Below are 23,364 nucleotides of genomic sequence, written 5' to 3'. Positions count from 1 at the left end.
GTCCTGGGGTTGTTGATCGGCCTGATTCAGGTGCCGGCATTCGGAGCAGCGGTTGGCCTGGGTAATGCGGGTGGGTTGTTGGTGTCGGGGATTATCGTTTCGTCGCTGGTGTCGCGGGTGCGGTTTTTCGGCAATACGCCGAACGCGGCACGCAACATCCTCGAGGACATGGGGTTGATTTTTTTCGTCGCGATTGTGGGGGTGAATGCCGGGGCGAATCTGGTTTCGCAGATCAGCGCGATCATTGCGTTGAAGATCTTTTTGCTCGGGTTTGTGGCATGCACGATTCCGCCTTTTATTGTCTGGGCTGTGGGGTTTCATGTGTTCAAGATCAACTCGGCGATTCTCATGGGAGGTGTGGCGGGGGCGCGCAGTCATTCGGGGCCTGCGCGCGAAGCAGCCAAGGAAATCGATAGCACAGTGCCGTGGATCGGTTTCCCGGTAGCGTATGCGATATCAGGGATTTTGCTGACGGTTTTTGGATATTTTGCGATGGTTCTTGCCCGGTAATTATGTATGTGGAGGTCCACATCCCGTTCGATCTACTCCAGCCAGTGCGGACGCGCCGGATAATAGTCTAGTGTTGTTATAGGCCGAAAAATACTGAAGAAATATTTGACCGACCAATATGCAAAAACGATCCGGCGTTAGCTGCCGGTTTTATGGTTCGATCAAACGCAGTGATACAGGTAATTTCGGTGGGAGTAGTCAACAGGACAGATTTAATTTGTAGCGTCACGAACAGCCTCTAATGAGTTAATGCAAGCCCTAAATGGTTTTGGATTAGTCCAGATGATCATTGTTGGAAACTGCTTATTTACTATCCGACTGAAAACCCTGAATCGGGTATCTGATTCATCTCGATGTGGCCTAAAATGTTTGTAAATTGATTGTAAGGTAGGAATTTTTTCATAGCGCTGACTCAAGCCTTATTTGTAAATTTTAATGATTTTTTGTTGCTCTAACTTAAAACTCTTAGTCGCCATTCACTAAATGTTGCATCCAAGGAACTTGCTTGAGACTGCCATCATGAGCGACTTGATTCCTCTGCTTAGGACGCCGATCAACGCTCCAAGCGCTTCCCGGCTGACCGTATCCATTACAGTCGGTCTTACGGAGATAATTCATGCTGGCGGTCACGCTGATCAATACGCTGGTGGTGATCATTGCTGTGGTCATCCACTATGAATGCCTGTTGCGGCTGAACAGTTGGCTACCGCAGCTCGGGGTGTGGAACCGTTTCAAGATGGTAGTGGGGGTGCTGGGCGCCCTGTTCGCCCACGCCATCGAAGTCTGGTGCTTTGCGCTGACCTATTACTTGATGACGCGCGATGGAGAATGGGGAAGTCTGATAGGCCGGTTCGATGGCTCTTTCATGGACTGTGTGTACTTTTCCTTCATCACCTACACCACAATAGGTTTCGGAGATATCACTCCCGTGGGAAATCTTAAGTTTCTGACGGGCTTGCAGGCTCTGACCGGTCTGGTTCTCATCACATGGACCGCCTCATTTCTGTTTTTAGAAATGCAAAAATACTGGAAGAACAATTAGCGTCTTTGCATCCCTAGGGAGCACCTGTGCCTAAACTCTGGGCGGCTTCAGGTATGCGTTTATCGTGTTCGACGAACGGGAAATGATATTTTTCCACCATCGACCAATAGCGTGCCTGAGCATTCGGCGGCCTTTCGGGGGCAAGAATGAGGATGCCTAATCATATCCCCTGTGTTAGCGCGCATGGTGAAGAACCGGTTGTGAGCGATGCTGGGGAAGAGGTTTCACAATGCAAAATGAACAGCCCCAAAAATGCAGATGGTGCGTTATGCAGATGACTGTTTAATTGCGTGGACTTGACCACCCGTTTGTATTCCATCTGATCATCTATTTGCACTCAACCTGACCAGAAAGGTACTGGGTAGTACAGATGTTTGCGAATACTAGGCATTATAACGAAGGGCGCTAACAAACAGCGTGAAGGTCGGAGGTAGTAGAGTGCCGCCGGCTCGACCAGTTTGAATAGGATACTTAAATATCCTCATGAAGCTCAGAGCGTAGTTCGGATAAAATTTAAAATAATTATAAGGTCTAATGTTTCTTAAAGCTTCCTCGCGCAAAAAAATGTAAAAAGTTACAAGCCCAGAACGGCTTATAGGATTATACAAAATATTATAAATGTCCTGATGGCAGAAATAGGTGCAGCCACACGTTCATCCCCCCCCTGATTTTCCACCTTACAATGCAAAGGGTGGGCGTTTGGATGCATATCCATCTTCTCCAATATCTTCATAAAAGATTGAACCAATCTAAATAAATTCTTGAAAAGAATTATATATTGTCATGAGCCAGCACAAGCGGCTCGAACGAGTCTGGAGGCATCTCCAATGAAATTGCTTATTATTGAAGATTTCAACTCGCCACAAAACGAACTTCCCAATAAATTAGGAGCTAGTGGGTACAGTGTCGACACGGTACTAGGGTTCGATCAAGGTATGCACGCAATTAACAAAAACGCGTATGAAATTATAATAATCAATCAGCGCGTGAGAGAATCTAGCCATTATGGATTCGTAAACAATATACGAAACCACGGAAAGCGATTTCCAATAATTATTCTCGCCGACATAGGACATTGGCAAGACGCGGCTCAAGCATTAGACTCAGGTGCGGATGCCTATTTAGTAAACCCCGTTACGCTAGATGAACTTGATGCACGAATAAAAGCTTTGGTCCGGAGATGTTGTGAGTTGTCGCCCCCTACAATTAAAGCAGGAGTTTTAATGTTAGATGTGTATCGTAAACAGGTTGATGTTGAAGGCGTCACGGTCAAGCTAACCGCCTCTGAATATCGACTGCTTGAGTATCTAGTTCGTAATAGTTCAATTATACTATCTAAATCCGCTTTAATAAAGCATCTACACTCAAATAGTTATGACACCACAGCAAATGTTATCGAGGTGCTCATAGGGCGATTGCGTCGAAAACTAAGCGGTGAGAAAAACTACAGCCCGATCCAGACCGTTAAAGGAGAAGGCTATGTTTTTTCTGAGCACGGTCTAGCATTTAAAAATCTGGAGCGACGATAGGGTAGAGATACAACAAAAAATAGTACGTTGTTACTGGTGCTTAAATCTTTAACTCTAACGCGATTTAGTCATGACCGCAATCTCGGCGCTTATCCCCAAGGCACGAGTTTTCTGAGTATTGAACGCCATTAAACTATTAAACTTCAGAGGTCGAATCGTTCTAGACGAATAGAAAATCACCCTCACGCAGGCATCGTGTAGATGATTACAACGATAGATACATGACGGCCCAAGTCTGCTGATACGAGAACAGTCCCAATTGCTGACATAGCACAACGAACTGGCGACAGACGCCTCTGATGGCCTTGCTGTTGTCTTTTCGGAAGTTGGCGATGGTCTTGAAGTCCGGCATCAAACGCCCGGTCAACCACATCAGTTCGACGTTGAGCTGGGATTCTCGCTCCAAACGTCGGCTCGACTGGATGCGGTTGAGATAGCCGTAGATGTAGATCTTCAGCAGGATCGCGGGGTGGTAAGCCGGCCGGCCAGTATCAGCTGGAATGGCACCTTCAAAACCCAGATTGACCAGGTCGAGTTCGTCGACGAAGACGTCGACTACCCGCACCGGATTGGTATCGCTGACGTAGTCGTCGAGGCTCTCGGGAAGTAAGGTGCCTTGGCCTCGATGTTCACCTTGGATAAAGCGCTTCATGGGCGATCCCTGCGATGAAATCCTCAGAAATCATAGCAAGAGTTCGCGAAGGCGTTTTTACACACTCTGGGCCAAAAGCTGTCATTCATCTGATCTCCAAACCAAAAGAAATCATGGGGAGGACGATAACCGAGAATCTACAAGGCACCGTCGGTCGGGCTCGCCTCAAGAACCGCTCTGGCACGCCGATGACTCAGCTGTTAGTTTGCACGGTTCCGGCCACGAACCGGAACCGCAGACAGGGATGTTTGGACGTCTTTCACGCCCAACCAGGCGCACCTAATTCCTGTCATGAGTATCATCCGATGCTGCAAAAATCCCTGAGAACTCAGATCCTCGCACTGCTGAGCGGCAGCCTATTAGCGATGTTGCTGATTGCTTTAGCATGCTTTCATTTCCTGTCCAGCGGCGTGCAAAACTATGCCAACTTAATCGAAGGTCCGCTGCACACTTCGCAATTGATCGACGAGGCCAACCTGCAATTCAAGGTGCAGGTTCAGGAATGGAAAAACGTATTACTACGGGGCAAGCAGCCGGCAGACCTGGATAAATATTGGAAGCAATTCGAAGAACGTCAGCGCGACGTACAGGGGATCCTCGGCGAACTGGCTAACCAGAAAGGACTGGACGGCCAACTCAAGACTCGCATCGAACGCCTGCGTGACGAACACCGTCAGTTGGGCAGCGCTTACCAGAAAGGTCGCGACGCCTATATCGCGGCGGGTGCAGACCCCACCGCAGGCGACGCCGCCGTCAAAGGAGTGGACCGTGCCACCAGCGATCAGATGAGCGAACTTGTCGGCGAACTGCGCAAGCAAGGCACCGAGCAATCGACGCTAATCAGCGCCGCTGCCAAGCGCACTGTGATGCTAGGGATTATCGTGATGCTCGCCTCGGGTTTGTTGATCGGCCTGTTGAGCCTTTGGCTGATCAACCGCAACTTGGTTGACCCCATCCGCAAGCTGATCGACTACGTGGCGCAACTGAGCCAAGGGAAATTTGCCGAACGCGTGGCCAGCAGCCGTGAAGACGAGTTGGGCAAACTGGCCATGGCCGCCAACACCTTGCGCGACTTTCTCGCCGAAACCTTCAACCGCTTGCAGCGCAGCGCCAAGGATCTGGACAGCGCAAGTGGCGAGTTAAACGCCATCGCCGGTCTCATGGCCAGCGGTACTAACGAGCAGTTCAACCGTACCGATCAGGTGGCTACGGCGATGAACGAAATGTCCGCCACCGCCCAGGAAGTGGCGCGTCACGCAGCCGATGCCGCACGCGCCGCGGATGATGCCGACCAATCCGCGCAGCAGGGCGAAAAAGTCATGCGGGGCACCATTCACACCATCACCCAAATGCGTGGCGAGATCGCCAACACAGCCACGGTCATCCGTCGCCTGGAAACCGACAGTGGCCGCATCGGCAAGGTGTTGGAAGTGATTCGCGGCATCGCCGAGCAGACTAATTTGCTGGCGCTTAACGCGGCGATCGAAGCGGCCCGTGCCGGTGAAGCCGGACGCGGTTTTGCGGTCGTGGCCGACGAAGTGCGAAGCCTGGCCCAGCGTACGGCGGCGTCGATCATCGAAATCAACCAAATCATCCAAACGGTGCAAACCGGCGCGGTGGACGCGGCTCAGGCGATTGAAAGTGGCCAGTCGCGCAGTGAAGAGAGTGTCGCGCAAGTAAATGAGGCTGGAGCGATGCTAGAGCGCATCACCCATGCCGTGGAAGCCATTCGCGACATGAACCGCCAAATTGCCACCGCCGCCGAAGAGCAAACCTCGGTGGCGGAAGACATCTCGCGCAACCTCACCGAAATCACCACGATCGCCAGTACCAACCTGGACAACATGCAGCGCACCGAAGCAGCAAGCCGCAACCTTCACGGGTTGTCAGGGCAGCTAAATGAAGTGACGGCTCGTCTGAGTGCTTAGCCGGACCATTAGTGGTTAGATCGGCTTCAGGCTGAGCTGCCATGTTGGAAGACCGAGCCCCGTATTTAGTCATAGACTCACACGGGGCAAATGCTCAGACCAAAGATTCTCAGCATTTGTGTAACCTTCCGATGATGATACTTAATCTACTAAATGAATCGCCCCGGGTTTCGTAGACACCTCCATGCCTTAAAATGAGGCCAATCAGGAGGTGCCATGAGCAACCCGCGTTATCCCGAAGAATTCAAAATCCAAGCAGTCAATCAAGTGACCGAAAAGAAGCTGCCTGTCGCTGAGGTAGCGGCCCGTCTCGGCGTGTCGACGCATAGCCTCTATGCCTGGATAAAGCGCTACAGCAAACCTCAAGAAGAACGGCAGCAGGACGACGATCAGCACGCTGAACTGCGTCGTCTGCGAGCCGAACTCAAGCGGGTCACTGAAGAGCGAGACATCTTAAAAAAGGCCGCCGCGTACTTTGCCAAGGAGTGCGGCTGAAGTAGGCCTTTATCAAGCAGCGCGCGGGCGACTATTCCATTCGACGGCTTTGCCTGACGCTGAAAGTCTATCCCAGCGGTTATTACGCCTGGCTGTCTGAGCCGCAATCTGTACTCGCCAAAGACGACCAGCGACTGCTGGGTTTGATCATTTCCTACTTCGGCAAGAAGGGAAACCCCTTAGATTTCAATGGGTAGGACGCTAGATGCGAGTCTCGTTTCCCGCTACAATCTCCTGATTTGTATTCGCTGTATCGTCAATCTGTGGTTATTCGCGCCGCGTTTTGACGCAACTGATCTAGGTAGTTCGCCCATTGTTGGGCAGCCTCTCGGCGTTGCGCCAGCAATTGAGCCCGTGCATACACTGCCCCGAGCGCACCCGGCATTCGGTGAGATAACGAAAGTTCGAGCACGATTGGATCGATACCCAAGTGCTCGTGGGCAATGGTTCTGTAGGTCGCGCGAAAGCCGTGGGCAGTAATGTTGTACTCCGGCCAGATACGCTGAAAGGACTTGAGCATGGAGGTCGGATTGATGGGGCGACCCGGATAGACCGGCGAGACGAACACCCAGCCTTTGCCTTCTTCATCCACCACGCGGGTTCTATGTAGCTCGCGTAACAGAATCAAGGCTTGCTCAGGCAACGGCACGATGTGTTTGCTCTTGTCCAGATGCTTGGTCTTGCTCACCACATAACGCCAATCGGCGCCCACCAAGTCGACATCTTCCCATCGCATCTGCACCAGTTCGCCTGGGCGGACGGGCAATATGACCAGCAGGCGCATTGCCGCGGCAACGCTGCCGTCGTTGCAGTCATCAAGGCGCAGAAGAAACCTGCCCAGGTCGGATGGCCTTTCGATCGCCGGGTTGCTGGTCACAATGTGGCGAATCTTCAACTCCTCAATGTTGCTGAGCGCCACGTTGCGCTCCACCCAGCCGCGACCTTCGGCAAAGCCCAGAACGGCACGTATGATGGTGCGCACGCGCCGGGCCATGGCCATGGTGCGCTGGCGGCGCAACTCAGTGATGATCGTAGTGATGTGTTCCAACTTGATCTCGCTGATCGGTTTTTTGCCAATGGCAGGCAAGATGTGGTTGTTCAGCGCTCCGGTAAAGCCCGAGATGGATTTGGTCACCAGTTCGGCAGACTTGAATGCCAACCATTGCTCGGCCACGTAAGCGAAGGTGCGCTCTTCATTGAGCAACTGTGCCTCGATCTTGGCGGTCTTGGCCTTGAGCGGAGCGGTGTGGTTAGCCACGTCGCGGCGTGCGCCGCGGGCAATGTCGCGCGCCTCCTTGAGGCTAATGTCGGGGTAAGCGCCGATCGAGAAGCGGTTTTCCTTCCCATGCAGCCGATACTTCAATCGCCAAACCTTGGAAGGGGATTTGCCGACCTTACTCGACGCCCTCACCTCCAAGTAGAGGCCAGGAACTTCGCCATCGGCGTGTTTGCCAGGTTCGGTCAGTGAGCGGATCAAGGCATCGCTGAGTTTTCGTTTGAAAACAACCGCATTATCTGGGGGCATCTGTGGGGGCATCCTTTTTAAGGAACCGAAATTTGCCCCCAATTATGCCCCCATGGGTCGTGGAATTCATTGGATTTAGACAGACGGCCATGGACGTAATTGGCCAATAACTTGTTGTTATTAAACGGTTTTATGGAATTTAGTGGAATTCCGTTACAGACTCTCAGGATCCCCGAAAAACATCTGAATCCGCGACCGCAACCAACGCTCCCCCGGATCGTTATCCTGCGATCCACGCCAAGCCATATGTAGCTCAAACGTACGCGTTGGCAACGGTGGATCCTCCGCCCGCACACCGCCGGCAGCCGTCAGCGCATCCGCGGTGTAGTCCGGCACGGTCGCAACAATGTCAGTGCCAGCGAGCAACGTACTCAAGCCATTGAACTGCGGCACGGCCAGCACCACGTGGCGCTTGCGCCCGAGTTTCTCCAGCTCTTCATCAATAAAGCCACTGAGGTCACCGGCGAACGACACCAGTGCATGCGGACGCGCGCAGTAGTCATCCAGACTAAGCGGGCCGGGCACGGTGTCGGCGCGCAGCAGTTTCGGCTGGCTGCGGCGCAGCACCTTGCGCTTGGCGTTGGCCGGCAGGTCGGTGGTGTAGCTGACGCCGATGGAGATTTCGCCGGAGGCCAGCAGGCCCGGCATCAATATGTAGTTGACTCGGCGCACGACGAGGACGATGCCCGGTGCTTCGGCGCGCAGGCGTTTGAGCAGCATCGGCAGCAGGGCGAATTCGACGTCGTCGGACAGGCCGATGCGAAATACCGAAGTGCTGGTGGCGGGGTCGAATTCCGCCGCGCGGCTGACAGCCGTTGAAATCGAGTCGAGCGCCGGGGAGAGCAGGGCGAAGATTTCCACCGCGCGGGCGGACGGTTCCATGCTGCGTCCGGTGCGCACGAACAACGGGTCATCGAACAGGCTGCGCAGCCGTGATAGCGCCGCACTGATCGCCGGCTGGCCAAGAAACAGCTTCTCGGCGGCGCGGGTCACGCTGCGTTCGTGCATCAATGTTTCGAATACGATCAACAGGTTCAGGTCGACACGACGCAGGTCATTACGATTCATCTGGAGTCCTGGCAGAGTCATCAAGCTTGACGAGAGCGACCATATGAGAACAATGGCCGGCATGAATATTACGGGGAAAGGCTGGTACTCTGCACCGCTAAATTCAGCTTTACTGAGCCGGTGGCGGCATTTTTTCATCGATTTTGCCAATGCCGTCCATACTGCGGAATCAATGACAGGCATGTCGACTATTAATAGCCACTGATAGTCTTGGGTCAAAAGCCCAGATAGAGTTCAGGGCATTAGAGGTTACTTTGACGAGGTTTGCGATGTCCCGCACGATCCGTTTTCACAAGTTTGGTCCGGCCGAGGTGCTCAAATGCGAAGAGCATGCGGCCGCTCAGCCAGGTCCTGGCGAAGTGCAGGTGCGTGTCGAGGCGATCGGCATCAGCTGGTACGACATTCTCTGGCGTCAGAACCTGGCCTCGTCCCAGGCACGCCTGCCGTCCGGTCTCGGCCATGAAATGGCCGGTGTGGTGACCGCCGTCGGTGACGGTGTGGACGATCTGTCGGTCGGCGACAAGGTGGCCAGTTTCCCGGCCGAAAGCCCGAACGATTACCCGGTGTATGGCGAGCAGATCGTGCTGCCACGTACCGCGCTGACCCGTTATCCGGATGTGCTCAGCCCGGTTGAGGCCAGCGTGCATTACACGCCGTTGTTGATCGCCTACTTCGCCTACGCCGATCTGGCGCGGGTCAAACCAGGGCAGTTTGCCTTGGTCACTGATGCCAGCCATTGCGCCGGTCCGTCCTTTGTCCAGTTGGGCAAGGCCATGGGTGTGCGGGTGATTGCCGCGACGAAAACCGCTGATGAGCGTGAGTACCTGCTGTCGCTGGGTGCCGAGAAAGTCATCGTCACCGAGGAAGAAGACTTGTTGATGCGAATCAACAAGATCACCGACAACCGTGGTGTCGATGTGGTGTTCGACGGTCTTGGCGGCCCGCAGATGTCGTTGCTCGGCGATGTCCTCGCACCGCGTGGCAGCCTGGTCCTGTATGGTCTTCAGGGTGGCAACCAGACACCATTTCCGGCCTGTGCGGCGTTCCAGAAAAACATCCAGTTCTTTGTGCACTGCATCGGTAATTTCACTGGTAAACCCGAGTTGGGCATTGTTCAGGATCAAGTCGCCTTGCAGCGTGCCCTGCGTGATATCAATCAGCTGACGGCCGACCGTGTGCTGCTGCCGCTCAAGACCCGGGTCTTCCCGTTCAACGAGTTCGTCGAAGCACATCGCTACATGGACGAATGCCCATGCCGCGAACGGGTCGCCCTTCAGGTCGAACCCGCGTAACGCCCTCCGAACAGAGTCCGTGGCCCCACGGACTCTTGCGTTTTTACCTCTCGCAAATAATCAGACAGACCAAGCATGGTGCGTGGCCGGTTGTGCATCTGAACCGGTTTTTGTCTGCCATCTGTATCTTCTATTCGCCATATAAGCCCTGATAATTGAATGATTACTTTCATCTCAAGGAATGAGCCATGTCTGTGCATTCTGTTTTTCATTTCGCGTTTAACGTTTCCCCTCATGGGGGATATAGCGGTTTTTGTTTAATGACTGTAGGGCATTTCCTATTGTTGTTCTGCTTTTGTTGTACTCAATGTTCGTGGGACGCTGTAAGAAGTTTCCTCAGATATTTTCTGATCAGAAAAAACTCAATGCTGACGGGGGTTTACGTTGTCTGAGGCGGTGGGGTTGCTGACTTCCTTGCGTCAAGTGTTTCAAATAACTTCAAAATCATAAGTGTTAGTATTTGATCGTCTATTACTTATTGATGAATTTATTGCGCCAGCGTCATCGCTGATGCGCGATATGAATTTTTTATGCCGGGTGAAGTACTGATGAGCACGATTCATGATCAGGCAATGAACTATGTCTACCAGCAAGTATTGCAACGCCTGCTGAGTTTCTTTTCCAGAGCCGAGCGCACAGCGCTGCAGTTGCTGATCCAGCGTCTGGTGGTCGCCGCCGGCGGAATGGAGCGCATGGGTGAATACAAGGTCATGGTGACGCCATCCGGTACCCGTGACAGTTGCTACATGCTGGCGCTGCTGCGCGCCGCCCAGTTGAGTATTGCCGGCCGCGCCCCCGCCACGTTCCAGTTACGTGTGGCCACCTTGCGCCGCAGCGAATCGGGGACGGCGGCGCTGAACAACATGCACCGCAGCTTCGCTGCCTTGTTTCTGTATGACGACCCCCGTGTCGAGTTGCTCATGGTGGAACATCGACAAGTGTTGCCGTTCAACCATCTGGCGCCACTCGGAATGGACAGCGCGGACGCCCATCGCACCAATCTGCTGATGATGGGGCATCGACGTGCCAGGGGCGAGAAGCTTGAGTGGCGGGACGACGCCTGCCTGGCCTGGGCCGAATTTTACGGCCAGATTGCTCGCTGGAGTAACGGCGTGGATGCCTGGCTGGCCAGCGAATCGCCGCGTCGTCAGAAGCAGTTTGTCGAAGACCTGGACCGGGCCGTGCAGAAGGCCGGTATCGGGGCGCTGACGCCGAATTCCGGGACGTTCGATGAGCTGTTCGCTTTGCTGGACGGATTGGGAGGGGATTTGTATCGCGGTTTTTACTCCGAATCGGAGCGGCAATGCTGGCGTCCCGAGGGTGGCTTCGAGTCATGTCGTCGCACGACATTTGTCGACATTCATGACATGGCGGTCGGCAATCTTGAAGAACGCTGGCCGCTACTGAGCGAGTTTCTGGGGTTCGAGGCAGAGGAATGGGTGTTTCACCAGGGTGAGGGCGAATACGCCGACCCTTTGATCGAGGCCCATTTACGCGGCCTGGAAGCCGAGTTCCTCAGCGATCGCAGCTATGAAGCGGGGTTCTCGGAACATGTCCAGCGCATGCTGGCGAACATGCAGCTGCAGCGGGTGCCGGAACCGGTCTGCGAGCAGATGATCGCAAGATTGGGGCAACGGCAGACCACGGAAGAACTGCGCGAAGCAGCGGCGAGCTGGCTGCACCAGACTTACGGTCTGAACGAAGCACAATGGGTCTGCCTGCTGTTCACGCCGTTCATCGAGCGTGGAGCCGGGCTCGAGCGGTTTCTGCGCAGCTGTCATCCCGGCATGTTGGTGGCGCTGCCTGATTTGCATCGGGCCATGCAGGGGCTGCACGGCCCGGAGCAGGTAATGCAGTGGATGATGGACGTCAGCGGTTTACCGGTTCGGCTCATCGGCCACCTCTACGCCATGGAACCCTTGCCAGCGCACGGTGCGGCCCGGCAAACACTGGAGACCGCACTCGACGCGGCAGGCCTCGATGGCTCCGGCGTGGGTGACCGGTCAGTGGAACGATGAAGTGAGCGAGCGATCCTTGGGCGCACCAACGGTTATGGTGTCCGCCTCATGAAGGCTGCACGGGAATCCGGTTTCGCCTACCAGGCAGTCTATCGATACCTGATGCGCTTGATGGCCGAGTCGGCTTGCGATGGCAATTCAAGGCTGCCATCGCTGCGTCAGTTGGCAGATCGCTTGAACGTGTCGATCTCGACCATTCAATACGCTTACTCGTTGCTCGAAAAGGAAGGGCGGATCTATTCGGTGGCCAAGTCCGGGTATTACGCCACGGCGGTTTCGGGGGGGACGCCACCTGCCATGAGCAATGATCTGCTCGAAACGCTCTATGTCAACGCGCGGCACCCGGGTATGCGTTTGTTGAATGCTGATGATCCGGTTTCGCTGCAGTCACTGGACAGTCCATTGCTGTTGTTGGAGCGTGAGCTGCTGCGCCAGTATCCCCGCCAGCCGCCGTTGCTCGACCAGCCTTGTGGTGAACTGGAATTACGCGCCGTCCTGGCGGCCCGCTATACCACCTCGCCAAAGCAGTGCTGGCACGCCGAGGATGTTTACATCGGCGCGGATATGCGCGGGGTGCTGGAGATCCTGGTGGCCGTTCTGCAGCTCAGGCACACAACCATTCTGGTCGAGTCGCCCTGTGACTGGGTGATACTGCGGTTGCTGCAGGCGGCTGAGGTGCGTGTAATCGAACTGCCGTTGCAGGCCTGTGGCGGGCTGGAGCCGCAGCGGCTGGAAACATTGCTCAAGACCGAAGACGTGCGGCTGATTCTGCTGTCCTCGGGCCTGTGCATGCCGCGCGGTACACAGGTTCCAGCGGATAACCGCAACGCGATCGCCGGCCTGCTTGGCGAGCACGGCACCTGGGTGCTGGAAAACGACTGCTACGGTGAACTGGGCGAGGCAACGGGCGTCGAGCGTCTGCGTGATCAACTGGACCCTGACCGACTGCTGGTCTTCTCCACGTTCGAGAAATTCATCGGTATCGAAGCGCCTTACGGGTACGTGTTGTCGCGCCAATGGAAGCACGAAATGCAGCGGCATTTTCTGATGCGCTCGTTCCGGTTGTCGCCCGTTCGCCAGAAAGCCATTGCCCGGCTGTATGGAAACGGTCGGGTCGATCAGCATCTGCACGTACTTCGCCGGCTCCTCAAGGAACGCCGTACGCCGATGATCGACTTGTTGCGCGAACGTCTGGGCGAAGCGTTGCAGGTTGTCGAGCCACAAGGTGGGGCGACGGTCTGGGTGCGGGCACGGCGGCCGGTGGATATGCGCGATGTGTTTCAGCGCCTGCTCAGGCAACAGGTGTTGATTGCGCCGGGCGAACTGTTCAGCTTGCAGGGATTGCACCGTCGGCATCTGCGCCTGAACCTGCTGGATCACGGAGAGAGCGGCTTGGGCGGAGCGCTCGAGAGGTTGGGAGAGGCGTTGCGCTTGGCGCCGCTGGAATGAACGTTGAAATCTGTCGGATAGATCCCGTCGCGCTGCGGTCGAACTGTCAGTAAACTGCGCTGTATTTCCTGAACCACTCTATTTCAGAGGTTTTGCATGACTATCAGTCCTTTTGCGGGCAAACCGGCACCAGCAGAATTGTTGGTCGACATCCCGCGACTGGTAACGGCTTATTACACCGGCCAACCGGACGCTTCGATTGCCACCCAGCGTGTTGCGTTCGGTACTTCCGGGCATCGCGGCAGCTCCTTCGACCTGAGTTTCAATGAATGGCACGTTCTGGCAATCAGCCAGGCGATCTGCCTGTACCGCGAAGCCCAGGGCATCGACGGCCCGTTGTTCGTCGGTATCGACACCCATGCGCTGTCGACCCCGGCCGGGGCCAGTGCGCTGGAAGTGCTGGCGGCCAACGGCGTGACCGTGATGATCGCCGAAGGTGACGAATACACGCCGACACCGGCGGTTTCGCATGCAATCCTCTGCTACAACCGTGGCCGCACTTCGGGCCTGGCCGATGGCATCGTGATTACGCCGTCGCACAATCCGCCACAAAGCGGGGGCTACAAATACAACCCTACCAACGGCGGCCCGGCCGACACCCACATCACCAAGTGGATCGAAGCCAAGGCCAACGAGCTGCTGGCCAACAAGCTGGCAGGCGTCAAACGCATCAGCTACGAGCAGGCGCTCAAGGCCAGCACCACCCACCGTCACGACTACCTCAACACCTACGTCGCTGACCTGATCAATGTGATCGACTTCGATGCCATCCGTGACGCCAAGCTGCGTCTGGGTGTAGATCCGTTGGGCGGAGCAGGGGTGCGCTACTGGTCGGCGATTGCCGAGCATTACCGTCTTGATCTGGATGTGGTGAACAAGCAGGTCGATCCGACTTTCCGCTTCATGACGGTCGACTGGGATGGACAGATCCGTATGGACCCGTCGTCCAGCCATGCCATGCAAGGTTTGATTGGTCTCAAGGAGCGTTACGACGTGGCCTTCGCCTGCGACCCGGATCACGATCGCCATGGCATCGTCACCCCGTCGGGTGGTCTGCTGGCACCGAACAACTATCTGGCGGTGGCTATCGACTACCTGTTCCAGAACCGTCCGCAATGGCGCGCCGACGCCGCCGTGGGTAAAACCGTGGTCAGCAGTGGTCTGATTGATCGTGTGGCCAAGCGGCTGGGGCGTCGTCTGTACGAAGTGCCGGTCGGCTTCAAATGGTTCGCCGATGGCCTGTTCGATGGCTCGCTGGGTTTTGGTGGCGAAGAAAGCGCTGGCGCTTCGTTCCTGCGCAAGGATGGCGGCGTGTGGAGCACCGACAAGGACGGCCTGATTCCGGCGTTGTTGGCGGCGGAAATGACTGCTCGTACCGGGCGTGATCCAAGCCAGGCTTATCGCGCCCTGACCGATGAACTGGGCGAGCCGTTCTCGGTGCGCGTAGACGCCAAGGCCAACCCTGAGCAGAAAGCGCTGTTGAGCAAACTGTCGCCGGAGCAAGTAACGTCGACCGAACTGGCAGGCGAGAAGATTCAGAGCATTCTCAGCCATGCGCCGGGCAACGATCAGGCCATTGGTGGTCTGAAGGTGATGACCGAAAACGGCTGGTTCGCCGCACGTCCTTCGGGCACCGAAGACATCTACAAGATCTACGCCGAAAGCTTCATTGGCGATGACCACCTCAAGCAACTGGTGGCTGAAGCGCAAACGCTGGTGGATGGCGCAATCAGCACCAAGTGATCTTCAGGGAGGTGAGTTCTTCCTGTGGTGAGGGGATTTATCCCCGATGGACCGCGTAGCAGTTCGCTCCATTGAAAAGAAGGCCGCTTTGCGGCCTATCGGGGATGAATCCCCTCGCCACAAAAGCTGCAAAAAAGGGGCGACCATGACGGTCGCCCCTTTTTTTACCTGCATATCAGGTGATCAAGCCAGATCCACCAACACGATTTCGCTGTCTTCGAGCGCCGTCACAGTCAGTATTGACTCATGCTCGACGGCAACACCGTCTCGAGCTTGTGCGCGCAAGCCATTGACTTCAATCAGACCGGTGGCGGGTACCAGATACGCTCGACGACCGGCATCCAACTGATATTCAGCTGTTTCGCCGGCCTTGAGGTTGGCCGCGACCAACCGCGCATCACCGCGAATGCGCAGGCTCTGATCGTCGCCGTCCTTGCCGCTGGCGAGGGTCACGAAGCCTTCGCGCTGGCCTTTGGGGAAAGGTTTAGCGCCCCATGAAGGTGGCGCGCCAGTTTCCGTCGGCAGAATCCAGATCTGGAAGATTCGGGTCTCTTTGTCTTCCAGGTTGTACTCGCTGTGTGCGATGCCGGTGCCGGCGCTCATGACCTGCACGTCGCCTGCTTCAGTGCGGCCCTTGTTGCCCAGGTTGTCCTGGTGAGTAATCGCACCTTCACGCACGTAGGTGATGATTTCCATGTCGCGGTGCGGGTGCAGCGGAAATCCGGTGCCGGCGGCGATCACGTCATCATTCCACACCCGCAGATTGCCCCAATTCATGCGTTGCGGATCGTAGTATTCGGCGAACGAAAAGTGGTGATGGGCATCCAACCAGCCGTGGTGAGCGCCGCCCAGCGTATTGAAAGGTCTGAGTTCAAGCATGATCGTCTCCTGAAAAGGTTCGTCATGGGGCGTAACGCCAAAGCCATGAAGCGAGACCGTCGGTTATGACGGGCATCATCCATCAGTCAACCATCGAGAAAAAGCGTAAAAAGTGCGGCATTCTCATCGAATCCGTTGATGGGAAACCGGCTCAAAATAATCTCACGCAACTTTCAGTTCATCGCCTAAACCAATGAGCTGTAAGCATTTCGCTAGAACTCATGAGCAAATAAAGCCACCATAGCCCCCAACAGCCTCACACACTGGAGCCCCTCAGCGTGGCGCAACACACTCCCGATCTTCCTCCCGAACTTCGTCCATTGGCCGAGATGCCATGGTTCAAGCGTCTCGCCGCACGTTTCTTCGGCCATGGCCTGACACGCTTGCGCGCTCAACACCGTGCGTCGTGGCTGCACGGCCAGGCGGACGGTTTTCGCAGCGGACACACCGCTGGCGTGGAGTACGGCTTCAAGGAGGGGAAACTCGAAGGCCTGGAAGAAGGCCGGCAGGTGCTGTTGATTCGTGACAGTCGCAGCACCGAGCATCGTCCGCCGAGCGTCGATAATCATCTGTTCGACGACTGGCGTCTGCCACTCAGCGCCGAGCTGAAGAAGCGCATGAAAGCCGATGTGGCGCGCCTGTTGCCCGCGCATGCCCAGCCAAGCCTCGCTCAATGGAAGATGATTTTCAGTGACACTCCCTCGACCTCAGTGATCGCCGGGGCCGGGGCAGGCAAGTCGACCACGCTGGTTCTACGTATTCTGCTGCTCACGCATTATCTGGGCTTTGAGCTGGATTCAATGACCGTGGTGACCTTCACCCGCGAGTCGCGCAAGGATTTCATCAATAAGCTGATCGAGATGTTCGCGCTCTGGGGGCGGCCATTGAGCCTGAAACACGCGCGGGATCTGGTGCGCACCTTTCACTCACGCATTTTGCCGATGGTACGCAGCCTGCCGGGGTTCGAACGCTTGCAGGCTTTTGAAAATCTAAGCAATCGGCCACAAGGCGCTGACGAGGAGGTCGACAGCAACCCGTTCGATCTGCGAATCAACGATGCCCAGCGCCAGCAGCTCAACGCGTGCTACCACCGGTTATTCAATCAGGACCAACGTTTCCGCCAGTTGATTCAACCACTGGCCAAGGCTGCCTTGCAGCTCAAGGAGCTTGAGCGCGATCACCCGGACGTGCAGAAGCGCATGGCGGTGACCGAACTGGCAGCCAAACGCGACGAAGAACTGTGCGATGCCATCGAAGACCTGTGGTTTCGCGCCGGTGCCTGGCCGATCAAGGGCATTGAGCCCAGCCGGCAGACGTTCGAGATCAACGGTTCGACCTTTCACTGCCACGGGTACATTCCTAGCCTCGATACCTGGGTGGTGCTCGGCTTCGATCCCCGGGAAAACCCGCAAATCTGCCGTCCAAACGCCAAACTTAGCGTGCGTGCTGAATGGGCTGTGAAGCGCACCCTGTTTCAAGCTTTCTGTCGTAAGCCATTGATTTGGCTGGATAGCTATGAAATGTCAAAGCGGGTTCTGTCGACGTTGGCTGGCGATGCGAGCGCCGGTCCGGGGTTCGATTACAAGGTCAAAGGTGAACTGGTTTCGGCGCCGTTACTGGACTGTTTTGTTGCGGCGGCCGGCTTTATCGAAAACCTTGGGCTGGACGTGCCGGATGCCGTCGGCCGCATGAGTTTTGCCAAAGACGACCCGGACCGATTCTTCTTTGAGGCGCTGAGCCTGTTCTGGCGTGCCCTGGAAGATCATTTGCTCGATCAGAAGCCGCCGGTGATGACCTACAACCGAATGTTCGCGCTGTTCAGCGAACATTCGCCGGAGAACCTCAAGTTGCTCAGCGATGAGCTGCTGCGACCGATGTCGCACCTGATGATCGACGAGTTTCAGGACGTATCGCCGCAAATCGTCTCGTGGATCCGCGCCAGCCTGGCGGAAATCCGCAGTCGCGGCCCGGCCATGCATGTCGGGCGGGGTGCGCAGCGTTCTTCGTTGCTGTGTGTCGGCGACGATTGGCAGTCGATCTACGGCTGGCGCGGCAGTTCGCCGAGTTACTTCATGGAGTTCAACAAGGAATTCCCGTCACCGAGCACCACGCGGGTGATGCTCAGTGACAACTATCGCAGCCATCAGCACATCATCGATGCTGCCGAACACATCGTCCGCGCCGCGCCGGCAATCCCCGGCAAGAAGGCCAAGGCCAGCGGTGCTCCCAAGGCATTGCAGCCAGTCAATGTGCTGGAGCGCGATGATCAGGCCTTGGGACAGCGCCTGGCTGAACATTACAATCGTGGCGATTCGATCTTGATGCTCTATCGAAAAAGCAGCGATAAGTTATTGATAGAGCAGCATATTCAGCCTGTAGTTAATGTTGATTCGAGCTTGCCGTACGAAGCGCGACGGCTGAAACAGCTGACTTACCACAGCGCCAAGGGGCTGCAGGCTGATGCGGTGTTCCTGCTCGGTGACTGCCAGCACCTGACCAGTTCGCCCTACAAGAATCAGGTGTATCGCATGGCCGGCTTGGGCAAGGCTGGCGACAGTGAGCCTTATGACACGGCGCAGAAGGACGAGATTCTGCGGCTGGCCTACGTTGGTATCACCCGGGCGGTCAGCCATTGCTACTGGTACGTCGAGCCGCAGGATACCCAGGCGGTGAACATGCCAAGGGCGTCCGATCGGGTTGCCCAAGGCAAGGCATACTTCGTCGATCACCGAAAACAGCCGCAAAACGCGTAGCACGCAAGCACAAAAAAAGCCCGCCTGAATTGGCGGGCTTTTTTATATAAAACAATAGTTTATGCGTAACTCTTGAGAGATTCCGGAGGAATGAAAGCCTCCAGTTCGTCTTCCACAGCCTCAATGATGCGCTCGACATCGGCCGCGTTCATCACCGTCGCACAAGGAATACCGGCGATGGCGATCATGGTTTCACCGCTGGCACGATCAAACAGACGGGCAATCATGCTGCCCGGCGCATCCATCGTTGCCTCAAAACCCATGGGATGAAAGTGCCAACGCATCAGTTGGCACGCATTGGGAAACGTGACTTTACTGGAGCCTTTATTCATGTGTTGCCCGCCTTCTTCATCGAGCGCTTCCTTTTGCTCATGTTAGGTGGGAAGAGCCTTCATTGGCTCAACCGGTCAGTGACGTTAAAAGTAGCACCCGCGTGTGAATTTTCCGTGAGATTTTTCAGTTCATTTTGCGATTGCTGCGCGTTTTTTGATGTAAGTCACGTCGGGATCAGTCATCGCCAAATGGCCACTACGGTTTGCTCGTTGATCGTTTTGTCGAACTTGGGCAAGCTCGGTTCTTTTGCGCCGAGCCCTTTATGCACGCCGACGATGACGGCCCCGAACAGACCCCGGCCACGGCCGCCACGGTCATGCGCTACCACCTGAGCTGGAAGCACCGCGATCTGGACAGCGTCATGGCGCTGTATCACCCGGACGTCCAATACAACGATTTCTTTCAGAACCGGGTCCTGGGCCTCGACGAATTGCGTGAGTACGTGCGCGTGAGCATGCCGCGAGAATCCGACGAAGCGCTCGAGCATTGCGACCGGATTCGCGTGGATGGCAACACCGCGTTCATTCAATACGAAGTGACTTTGCGCGGTGGCGACGGGCTGGTGTCGTTCCGATCCAGCGAAGCGATCACGGTCAAGGACGGCCTGATCTGGCGGGTCAACGAATACGCCTCGCTGGTCCGCACGCAAACCAACGGCGCTGTCGCACCCAGTCAGCGCCCGGCGGTCAGTCGCTTGGGGCTGTCGCCGCGCCAGATCAGTTTCATGGCCGAGGATCTGCAGCAATATTTCGAACGCCAGCAACCGTATCTCGATCCGGAACTGGATCTGCAACGGGTGGCGAAGGAGTGCGGCTACAGCCGCAATCAGATTTCCTACCTGCTCAATCAGGTGCTCGGCCAAAGCTTCTATCGCTACGTCAACCAGGCACGCTTGCAGCACTTGCTCAAATCGCTGGATCAGGCCACGCCACCGCTGCGCATCGATGAGCTGGCGTTTGCTGCCGGTTTCAACTCGCTGTCAGCGTTCTACAGTTGTTTCCGCCAACACACCGGCCAGTCGCCGAAGGCCTACGCCAAACAAATTTCTTTGCGGGCACGCGCGCAAGACAGTGATTGAAGTCACACACTAGGATCGACGCCATCGAAGGTTTTCAGTGGCGGAGTCTTGCATGCCGGCGTGGCGCACTATCAGTTTGTGGATGGATCAACTCGACGAGCCGCTGATTGCGCGGCCGGCGCTGGAGCAGGATCTGGATGTCGACGTGGCGATCATCGGCGCCGGTTATACCGGGTTGTGGACCGCGTACTACCTGAAAAAACTCGCCCCCGGTCTCGATATCGCCATCGTCGAGGCGCAAACCGCCGGTTTCGGCGCGTCCGGGCGCAATGGCGGCTGGCTGATGGGTAACCTGCTGGGCGAGGATCGACTGCTCGCCGGCCTCTCGCCACAACAACGCCGCGCATCGTTTGATCTGCTGCACAGCATTCCGGATGAAGTGGAAGTTGTCCTCGAACGTGAGGGCATCCACTGCGATTACCGAAAAGGCGGGGTGCTGTACTGCGCCGCCCGTTACCCGGAGCAGGAAGCCAGCCTGCGCGAATACCTCGACAAACTGCACGCCCAAGGCCTGACCGACAACGATTACCGCTGGCTGAACCCCGAGCAACTGGCGCAACAGATTCGTGTGGCGAAACCCTACGGCGGCATTTATGCGCCGCACGTGGCGACCATTCACCCGGCGAAACTGGTGCGCGGTCTGGCGCGCACCGTGCAGAGCATGGGCGTGAAGATCTATGAAAACAGCCCAGTCACCCATTGGCAGTCCGGCAGTTTGCGCACGGCCAGGGCCAGTGTGCGCAGTCGCTGGATTGTGCCGGCGGTCGAAGGCTATTCGGTCACGCTCCCACCGCTGGGTCGCTATCAGTTGCCGGTGCAGAGTCTGATTGTTGCCACCGAGCCGTTGTCGGCAGCGACCTGGGATGAAATCGGCCTCAACCGTGGCCAGGCCTTCAGTGAGTTCAGCCGTCAGGTCACTTATGGCCAGCGCAGTGCCGACAATCGCCTGATCTTCGGCGCCCGCGGCGGTTACCAGTTCGCCGGCAAACTGCGCCACAACTTCGATCTGACCCGTGATGAAGTCGAGCTGCGCCGCTATCTGTTCGGCGAACTGTTCCCACAGCTGAAAAACGTGCAGATCACCCACGCCTGGGGCGGCAACCTCGGCATGTCCCGGCACTTCAAGCCGCACATGCTCTGCGATCGCGCCAATGGTATCGCGTTGTCCGGCGGTTATGGCGGGGAGGGTGTGGGTGCCAGCAATCTCGGCGGCCGCACCCTGGCCGATCTGATTCTCGAGCGCGATACCGAACTGGTGCATCAGCCGTGGGTGCTGCCGGACGGCGGAATTCATGCGCTGTGCGCCTGGGAGCCGGAGCCGTGCCGCTGGCTTGGCTACAACGCGATCATCAAAAGTTTCGTCCACGAAGACCAGACCCTGGCCAACCCGGCCAGCGCCCCGTGGCGGCGCAAGCTGGCCAGTCAGGTCGCGGGCTTCATGGAAGGTTTCATGCACTAACCGCCGTTTTCTTCACAAGACAGGTCCCACCATGAGCATTACGCAGTTCAAGAACACCGCCAGCCTGCAACTGGACGAATCCAGCCCGGTCGCCGTGCCACTCGGCGAGCCGGTCGCCATTGCCTCGACCACCAGCGTCGAGCGCGACGATGGCGTCGAAACCGGCGTCTGGGAATGCACCCCGGGGCGCTGGCGCCGGCAGATCACCGCACAGGAGTTCTGCCACTTCATCTCCGGGCGTTGCACGTTCACCCCGGACGACGGCAGCGAAACCCTGCACATACAAGGTGGCGACGCACTGATGTTGCCGGCCAACACGCTCGGCATCTGGGATATCCAGGAGACCGTGCGCAAGAGCTACGTCCTTATTTTCTGATTGTTTGATCCTTTGATTGCCTGCCAACAAAAATAGCCACTACAGGAATCGACCCCGTGATCCAGAAAACCCTCGCTCTGGCGCCGCTGCTGCTGGCCGCCTCCATTAGTCATGCCGCCGAAGCGGTGAAAATTTACAACTGGTCGGACTACATCGCGCCGGACACCACGAAAAACTTCCAGAAGGACACCGGCATCGGCGTCACCTATGACGTCTACGACAGCAACGAAACCCTCGACGGCAAGTTGATGACCGGCAAATCCGGTTATGACGTGGTGTTCCCGTCCAACCATTTCATGGCGCGGCAGATCCAGGGCGGGGCACTGAAGAAGCTCGACAAGAGCCAGTTGCCGAACTGGAAGAACCTCAACCCGGTGTTGCTCAAGGCCTTGCAGGTCAACGACCCGAACAACGAGCACGGCTTTCCGTATCTGTGGGGCAGCACCGGCATCGGCTACAACGTCGCCAAGGTCAAGGCGGTGCTGGGTGATAACGCGCCAGTGGATTCCTGGGATCTGATCTTCAAGCCCGAATACATGGAAAAACTGCAGAAGTGCGGCGTGGCGATCCTCGATAACGGCCCGGAATTGCTGCCGGCAGCCCTCAACTACCTGGGCTTGCCGCCCCACAGCAAGAACCCCGAGGATTACAAGAAAGCCGAAGCATTGCTGATGAAAGTGCGGCCGTATGTCAGCTACTTCCATTCCTCGAAGTACACCAGCGACCTGGCCAATGGCGATATCTGCGTGGCGGTCGGTTTCTCCGGTGACATCCTGCAGGCGGAAAACCGCGCCAAGGAAGCGAAGAACGGTATCGACATCGGCTATGCAATTCCCAAGGAAGGCGCCGCCATCTGGTTCGACATGGTCGCCATGCCCGCCGATGCGCCGGACGAGAAGGCCGGTTACGCGTTCATGAACTACCTGCTGCGCCCGGACGTGATGGCCGGCATCAGCAATTACGTGCACTACGCCAATGGCAACCAGCAGGCTGACAGCCTGATCGATCCGGCAATCAAGGGTGACACCAAGGTCTATCCGAGCCCGGAGATGATGGGCAAGCTGTTTGCGCTGGAGGCAATGCCGCTGAACATTGACCGGATCCGCACACGGGTGTGGAACAAGATCCGAACGGGTAGTTGATTCACTTCATTCCTGTGGGAGCGGGCTTGCTCGCGAATGCGTCCGTTCAGTCAGCAATTATGTTGATTGATAAGCCGCATTCGCGAGCAAGCC

At 56.6% G+C, this 23,364-nt stretch carries 16 protein-coding genes and 3 pseudogenes; 14 read left to right on the top strand and 5 right to left on the bottom strand.

Annotated elements, in window-relative coordinates:
* The 3 genes and pseudogenes from QMX91_RS16745 to QMX91_RS16735 all read left to right on the top strand — a co-directional run.
* Nucleotides 1-510 (top strand): annotated as a pseudogene (locus tag QMX91_RS16745) (transporter); the annotation flags it as partial.
* Nucleotides 511-1,126: 616 nt separating this feature from the next.
* Nucleotides 1,127-1,552: a potassium channel family protein gene (locus QMX91_RS16740; protein WP_153338233.1), complete on the top strand. Its 426-nt coding sequence runs from the start codon at nucleotides 1,127-1,129 to the stop codon at nucleotides 1,550-1,552.
* An 827-nt stretch (nucleotides 1,553-2,379) separates the two neighbouring features.
* The gene (locus QMX91_RS16735) at nucleotides 2,380-3,081 is read left to right on the top strand and encodes a response regulator transcription factor (RefSeq protein WP_221731810.1); all 702 of its coding nucleotides are present in this window, start codon (nucleotides 2,380-2,382) and stop codon (nucleotides 3,079-3,081) included.
* A gap of 244 nt (nucleotides 3,082-3,325) precedes the next feature.
* Here QMX91_RS16735 and QMX91_RS16730 read toward each other — a convergent pair.
* Nucleotides 3,326-3,733: pseudogene (locus QMX91_RS16730) on the bottom strand (transposase); the annotation flags it as partial.
* A gap of 305 nt (nucleotides 3,734-4,038) precedes the next feature.
* Between QMX91_RS16730 and QMX91_RS16725 the strand changes: the two are divergent.
* Together QMX91_RS16725 and QMX91_RS16720 are read left to right on the top strand one after the other, a co-directional pair.
* On the top strand, nucleotides 4,039-5,661 hold the full coding sequence (locus tag QMX91_RS16725; protein ID WP_221731809.1) for a methyl-accepting chemotaxis protein: 1,623 nt from the start codon (nucleotides 4,039-4,041) through the stop codon (nucleotides 5,659-5,661).
* 216 nt (nucleotides 5,662-5,877) lie between these two features.
* A pseudogene (locus QMX91_RS16720) lies at nucleotides 5,878-6,305 on the top strand (transposase); the annotation flags it as partial.
* A 107-nt stretch (nucleotides 6,306-6,412) separates the two neighbouring features.
* Here the strand turns inward: QMX91_RS16720 and QMX91_RS16715 are convergent.
* On the bottom strand, nucleotides 6,413-7,681 hold the full coding sequence (locus QMX91_RS16715) for a site-specific integrase (protein WP_221731808.1): 1,269 nt from the start codon (nucleotides 7,679-7,681) through the stop codon (nucleotides 6,413-6,415).
* A 153-nt stretch (nucleotides 7,682-7,834) separates the two neighbouring features.
* Nucleotides 7,835-8,749 (bottom strand): LysR family transcriptional regulator, encoded by a 915-nt coding sequence (locus tag QMX91_RS16710; RefSeq protein ID WP_027612769.1) that lies wholly within the window; start codon nucleotides 8,747-8,749, stop codon nucleotides 7,835-7,837.
* Nucleotides 8,750-9,018: 269 nt separating this feature from the next.
* Between QMX91_RS16710 and QMX91_RS16705 the strand changes: the two genes are divergently transcribed.
* From QMX91_RS16705 to pgm, 4 genes are all read left to right on the top strand, one after another.
* Nucleotides 9,019-10,041, top strand: a complete 1,023-nt coding sequence (locus QMX91_RS16705) for a zinc-dependent alcohol dehydrogenase family protein (RefSeq protein WP_027612770.1) — start codon at nucleotides 9,019-9,021, stop codon at nucleotides 10,039-10,041.
* A gap of 548 nt (nucleotides 10,042-10,589) precedes the next feature.
* Entirely contained in the window at nucleotides 10,590-12,059 is a 1,470-nt protein-coding gene (locus QMX91_RS16700; protein WP_282413068.1) for a hypothetical protein, read from the top strand.
* Nucleotides 12,060-12,107: 48 nt separating this feature from the next.
* Nucleotides 12,108-13,508: a PLP-dependent aminotransferase family protein gene (locus tag QMX91_RS16695; protein ID WP_139053930.1), complete on the top strand. Its 1,401-nt coding sequence runs from the start codon at nucleotides 12,108-12,110 to the stop codon at nucleotides 13,506-13,508.
* Between the two features lie 96 nt (nucleotides 13,509-13,604).
* Nucleotides 13,605-15,251 carry a phosphoglucomutase (alpha-D-glucose-1,6-bisphosphate-dependent) gene (gene pgm, locus QMX91_RS16690; protein ID WP_282413067.1) on the top strand — a complete coding sequence of 549 codons (1,647 nt, stop codon included), beginning with the start codon at nucleotides 13,605-13,607 and terminating at the stop codon, nucleotides 15,249-15,251.
* A 183-nt stretch (nucleotides 15,252-15,434) separates the two neighbouring features.
* On the opposite strand, the gene QMX91_RS16685 is transcribed toward pgm, so the two are convergent.
* Nucleotides 15,435-16,130 (bottom strand): pirin family protein, encoded by a 696-nt coding sequence (locus QMX91_RS16685; RefSeq protein WP_027612774.1) that lies wholly within the window; start codon nucleotides 16,128-16,130, stop codon nucleotides 15,435-15,437.
* Nucleotides 16,131-16,408: 278 nt separating this feature from the next.
* On the opposite strand from QMX91_RS16685, the gene QMX91_RS16680 reads away from it, so the two are divergent.
* Complete coding sequence (locus QMX91_RS16680; RefSeq protein WP_282413066.1) at nucleotides 16,409-18,883, top strand: UvrD-helicase domain-containing protein; 2,475 nt, start codon at nucleotides 16,409-16,411, stop codon at nucleotides 18,881-18,883.
* A gap of 59 nt (nucleotides 18,884-18,942) precedes the next feature.
* Here the strand turns inward: QMX91_RS16680 and QMX91_RS16675 are convergent, their stop codons facing one another.
* The gene (locus tag QMX91_RS16675; protein ID WP_025109621.1) at nucleotides 18,943-19,215 is read right to left on the bottom strand and encodes a DUF1652 domain-containing protein; all 273 of its coding nucleotides are present in this window, start codon (nucleotides 19,213-19,215) and stop codon (nucleotides 18,943-18,945) included.
* Nucleotides 19,216-19,478: 263 nt separating this feature from the next.
* Here QMX91_RS16675 and QMX91_RS16670 point away from each other — a divergent pair, with 263 nt between their 5' ends.
* Genes QMX91_RS16670 through QMX91_RS16655 form a run of 4 tightly spaced genes read left to right on the top strand, consistent with a single transcriptional unit; the run spans nucleotide 19,479 to nucleotide 23,271 of the window.
* On the top strand, nucleotides 19,479-20,294 hold the full coding sequence (locus QMX91_RS16670) for a helix-turn-helix domain-containing protein (RefSeq protein ID WP_134786454.1): 816 nt from the start codon (nucleotides 19,479-19,481) through the stop codon (nucleotides 20,292-20,294).
* A gap of 52 nt (nucleotides 20,295-20,346) precedes the next feature.
* The gene (locus tag QMX91_RS16665) at nucleotides 20,347-21,753 is read left to right on the top strand and encodes an FAD-dependent oxidoreductase (RefSeq protein WP_282413065.1); all 1,407 of its coding nucleotides are present in this window, start codon (nucleotides 20,347-20,349) and stop codon (nucleotides 21,751-21,753) included.
* Between the two features lie 31 nt (nucleotides 21,754-21,784).
* Nucleotides 21,785-22,129 carry a cupin domain-containing protein gene (locus QMX91_RS16660; RefSeq protein ID WP_139053934.1) on the top strand — a complete coding sequence of 115 codons (345 nt, stop codon included), beginning with the start codon at nucleotides 21,785-21,787 and terminating at the stop codon, nucleotides 22,127-22,129.
* A 56-nt stretch (nucleotides 22,130-22,185) separates the two neighbouring features.
* A complete protein-coding gene (locus tag QMX91_RS16655; RefSeq protein ID WP_282413064.1) occupies nucleotides 22,186-23,271 on the top strand; it encodes a polyamine ABC transporter substrate-binding protein in 1,086 nt (361 codons plus the stop codon).
* The last annotated feature ends 93 nt before the right edge of the window (nucleotides 23,272-23,364 follow it).

It is taken from the genome of Pseudomonas sp. PS01299 (assembly GCF_029960145.1).
Classification (GTDB): Bacteria; Pseudomonadota; Gammaproteobacteria; order Pseudomonadales; family Pseudomonadaceae; genus Aquipseudomonas; species Aquipseudomonas putida_A.
This window is presented reverse-complemented; position numbering and strand designations above follow the sequence as displayed.

Excerpts from the sequence above, each read along its gene's own strand:
- QMX91_RS16740 (WP_153338233.1), top strand. The coding sequence starts at position 1,127 with ATGCTGGCGGTCACGCTGATCAATACGCTGGTGGTGATCATTGCTGTG.
- QMX91_RS16735 (WP_221731810.1), top strand. The coding sequence starts at position 2,380 with ATGAAATTGCTTATTATTGAAGATTTCAACTCGCCACAAAACGAACTT.
- QMX91_RS16725 (WP_221731809.1), top strand. The coding sequence starts at position 4,039 with ATGCTGCAAAAATCCCTGAGAACTCAGATCCTCGCACTGCTGAGCGGC.
- QMX91_RS16715 (WP_221731808.1), bottom strand. The coding sequence starts at position 7,681 with ATGCCCCCAGATAATGCGGTTGTTTTCAAACGAAAACTCAGCGATGCC.
- QMX91_RS16710 (WP_027612769.1), bottom strand. The coding sequence starts at position 8,749 with ATGAATCGTAATGACCTGCGTCGTGTCGACCTGAACCTGTTGATCGTA.
- QMX91_RS16705 (WP_027612770.1), top strand. The coding sequence starts at position 9,019 with ATGTCCCGCACGATCCGTTTTCACAAGTTTGGTCCGGCCGAGGTGCTC.
- QMX91_RS16700 (WP_282413068.1), top strand. The coding sequence starts at position 10,590 with ATGAGCACGATTCATGATCAGGCAATGAACTATGTCTACCAGCAAGTA.
- QMX91_RS16695 (WP_139053930.1), top strand. The coding sequence starts at position 12,108 with ATGAAGGCTGCACGGGAATCCGGTTTCGCCTACCAGGCAGTCTATCGA.
- pgm (WP_282413067.1), top strand. The coding sequence starts at position 13,605 with ATGACTATCAGTCCTTTTGCGGGCAAACCGGCACCAGCAGAATTGTTG.
- QMX91_RS16685 (WP_027612774.1), bottom strand. The coding sequence starts at position 16,130 with ATGCTTGAACTCAGACCTTTCAATACGCTGGGCGGCGCTCACCACGGC.
- QMX91_RS16675 (WP_025109621.1), bottom strand. The coding sequence starts at position 19,215 with ATGAATAAAGGCTCCAGTAAAGTCACGTTTCCCAATGCGTGCCAACTG.
- QMX91_RS16670 (WP_134786454.1), top strand. The coding sequence starts at position 19,479 with ATGCACGCCGACGATGACGGCCCCGAACAGACCCCGGCCACGGCCGCC.
- QMX91_RS16665 (WP_282413065.1), top strand. The coding sequence starts at position 20,347 with ATGCCGGCGTGGCGCACTATCAGTTTGTGGATGGATCAACTCGACGAG.
- QMX91_RS16660 (WP_139053934.1), top strand. The coding sequence starts at position 21,785 with ATGAGCATTACGCAGTTCAAGAACACCGCCAGCCTGCAACTGGACGAA.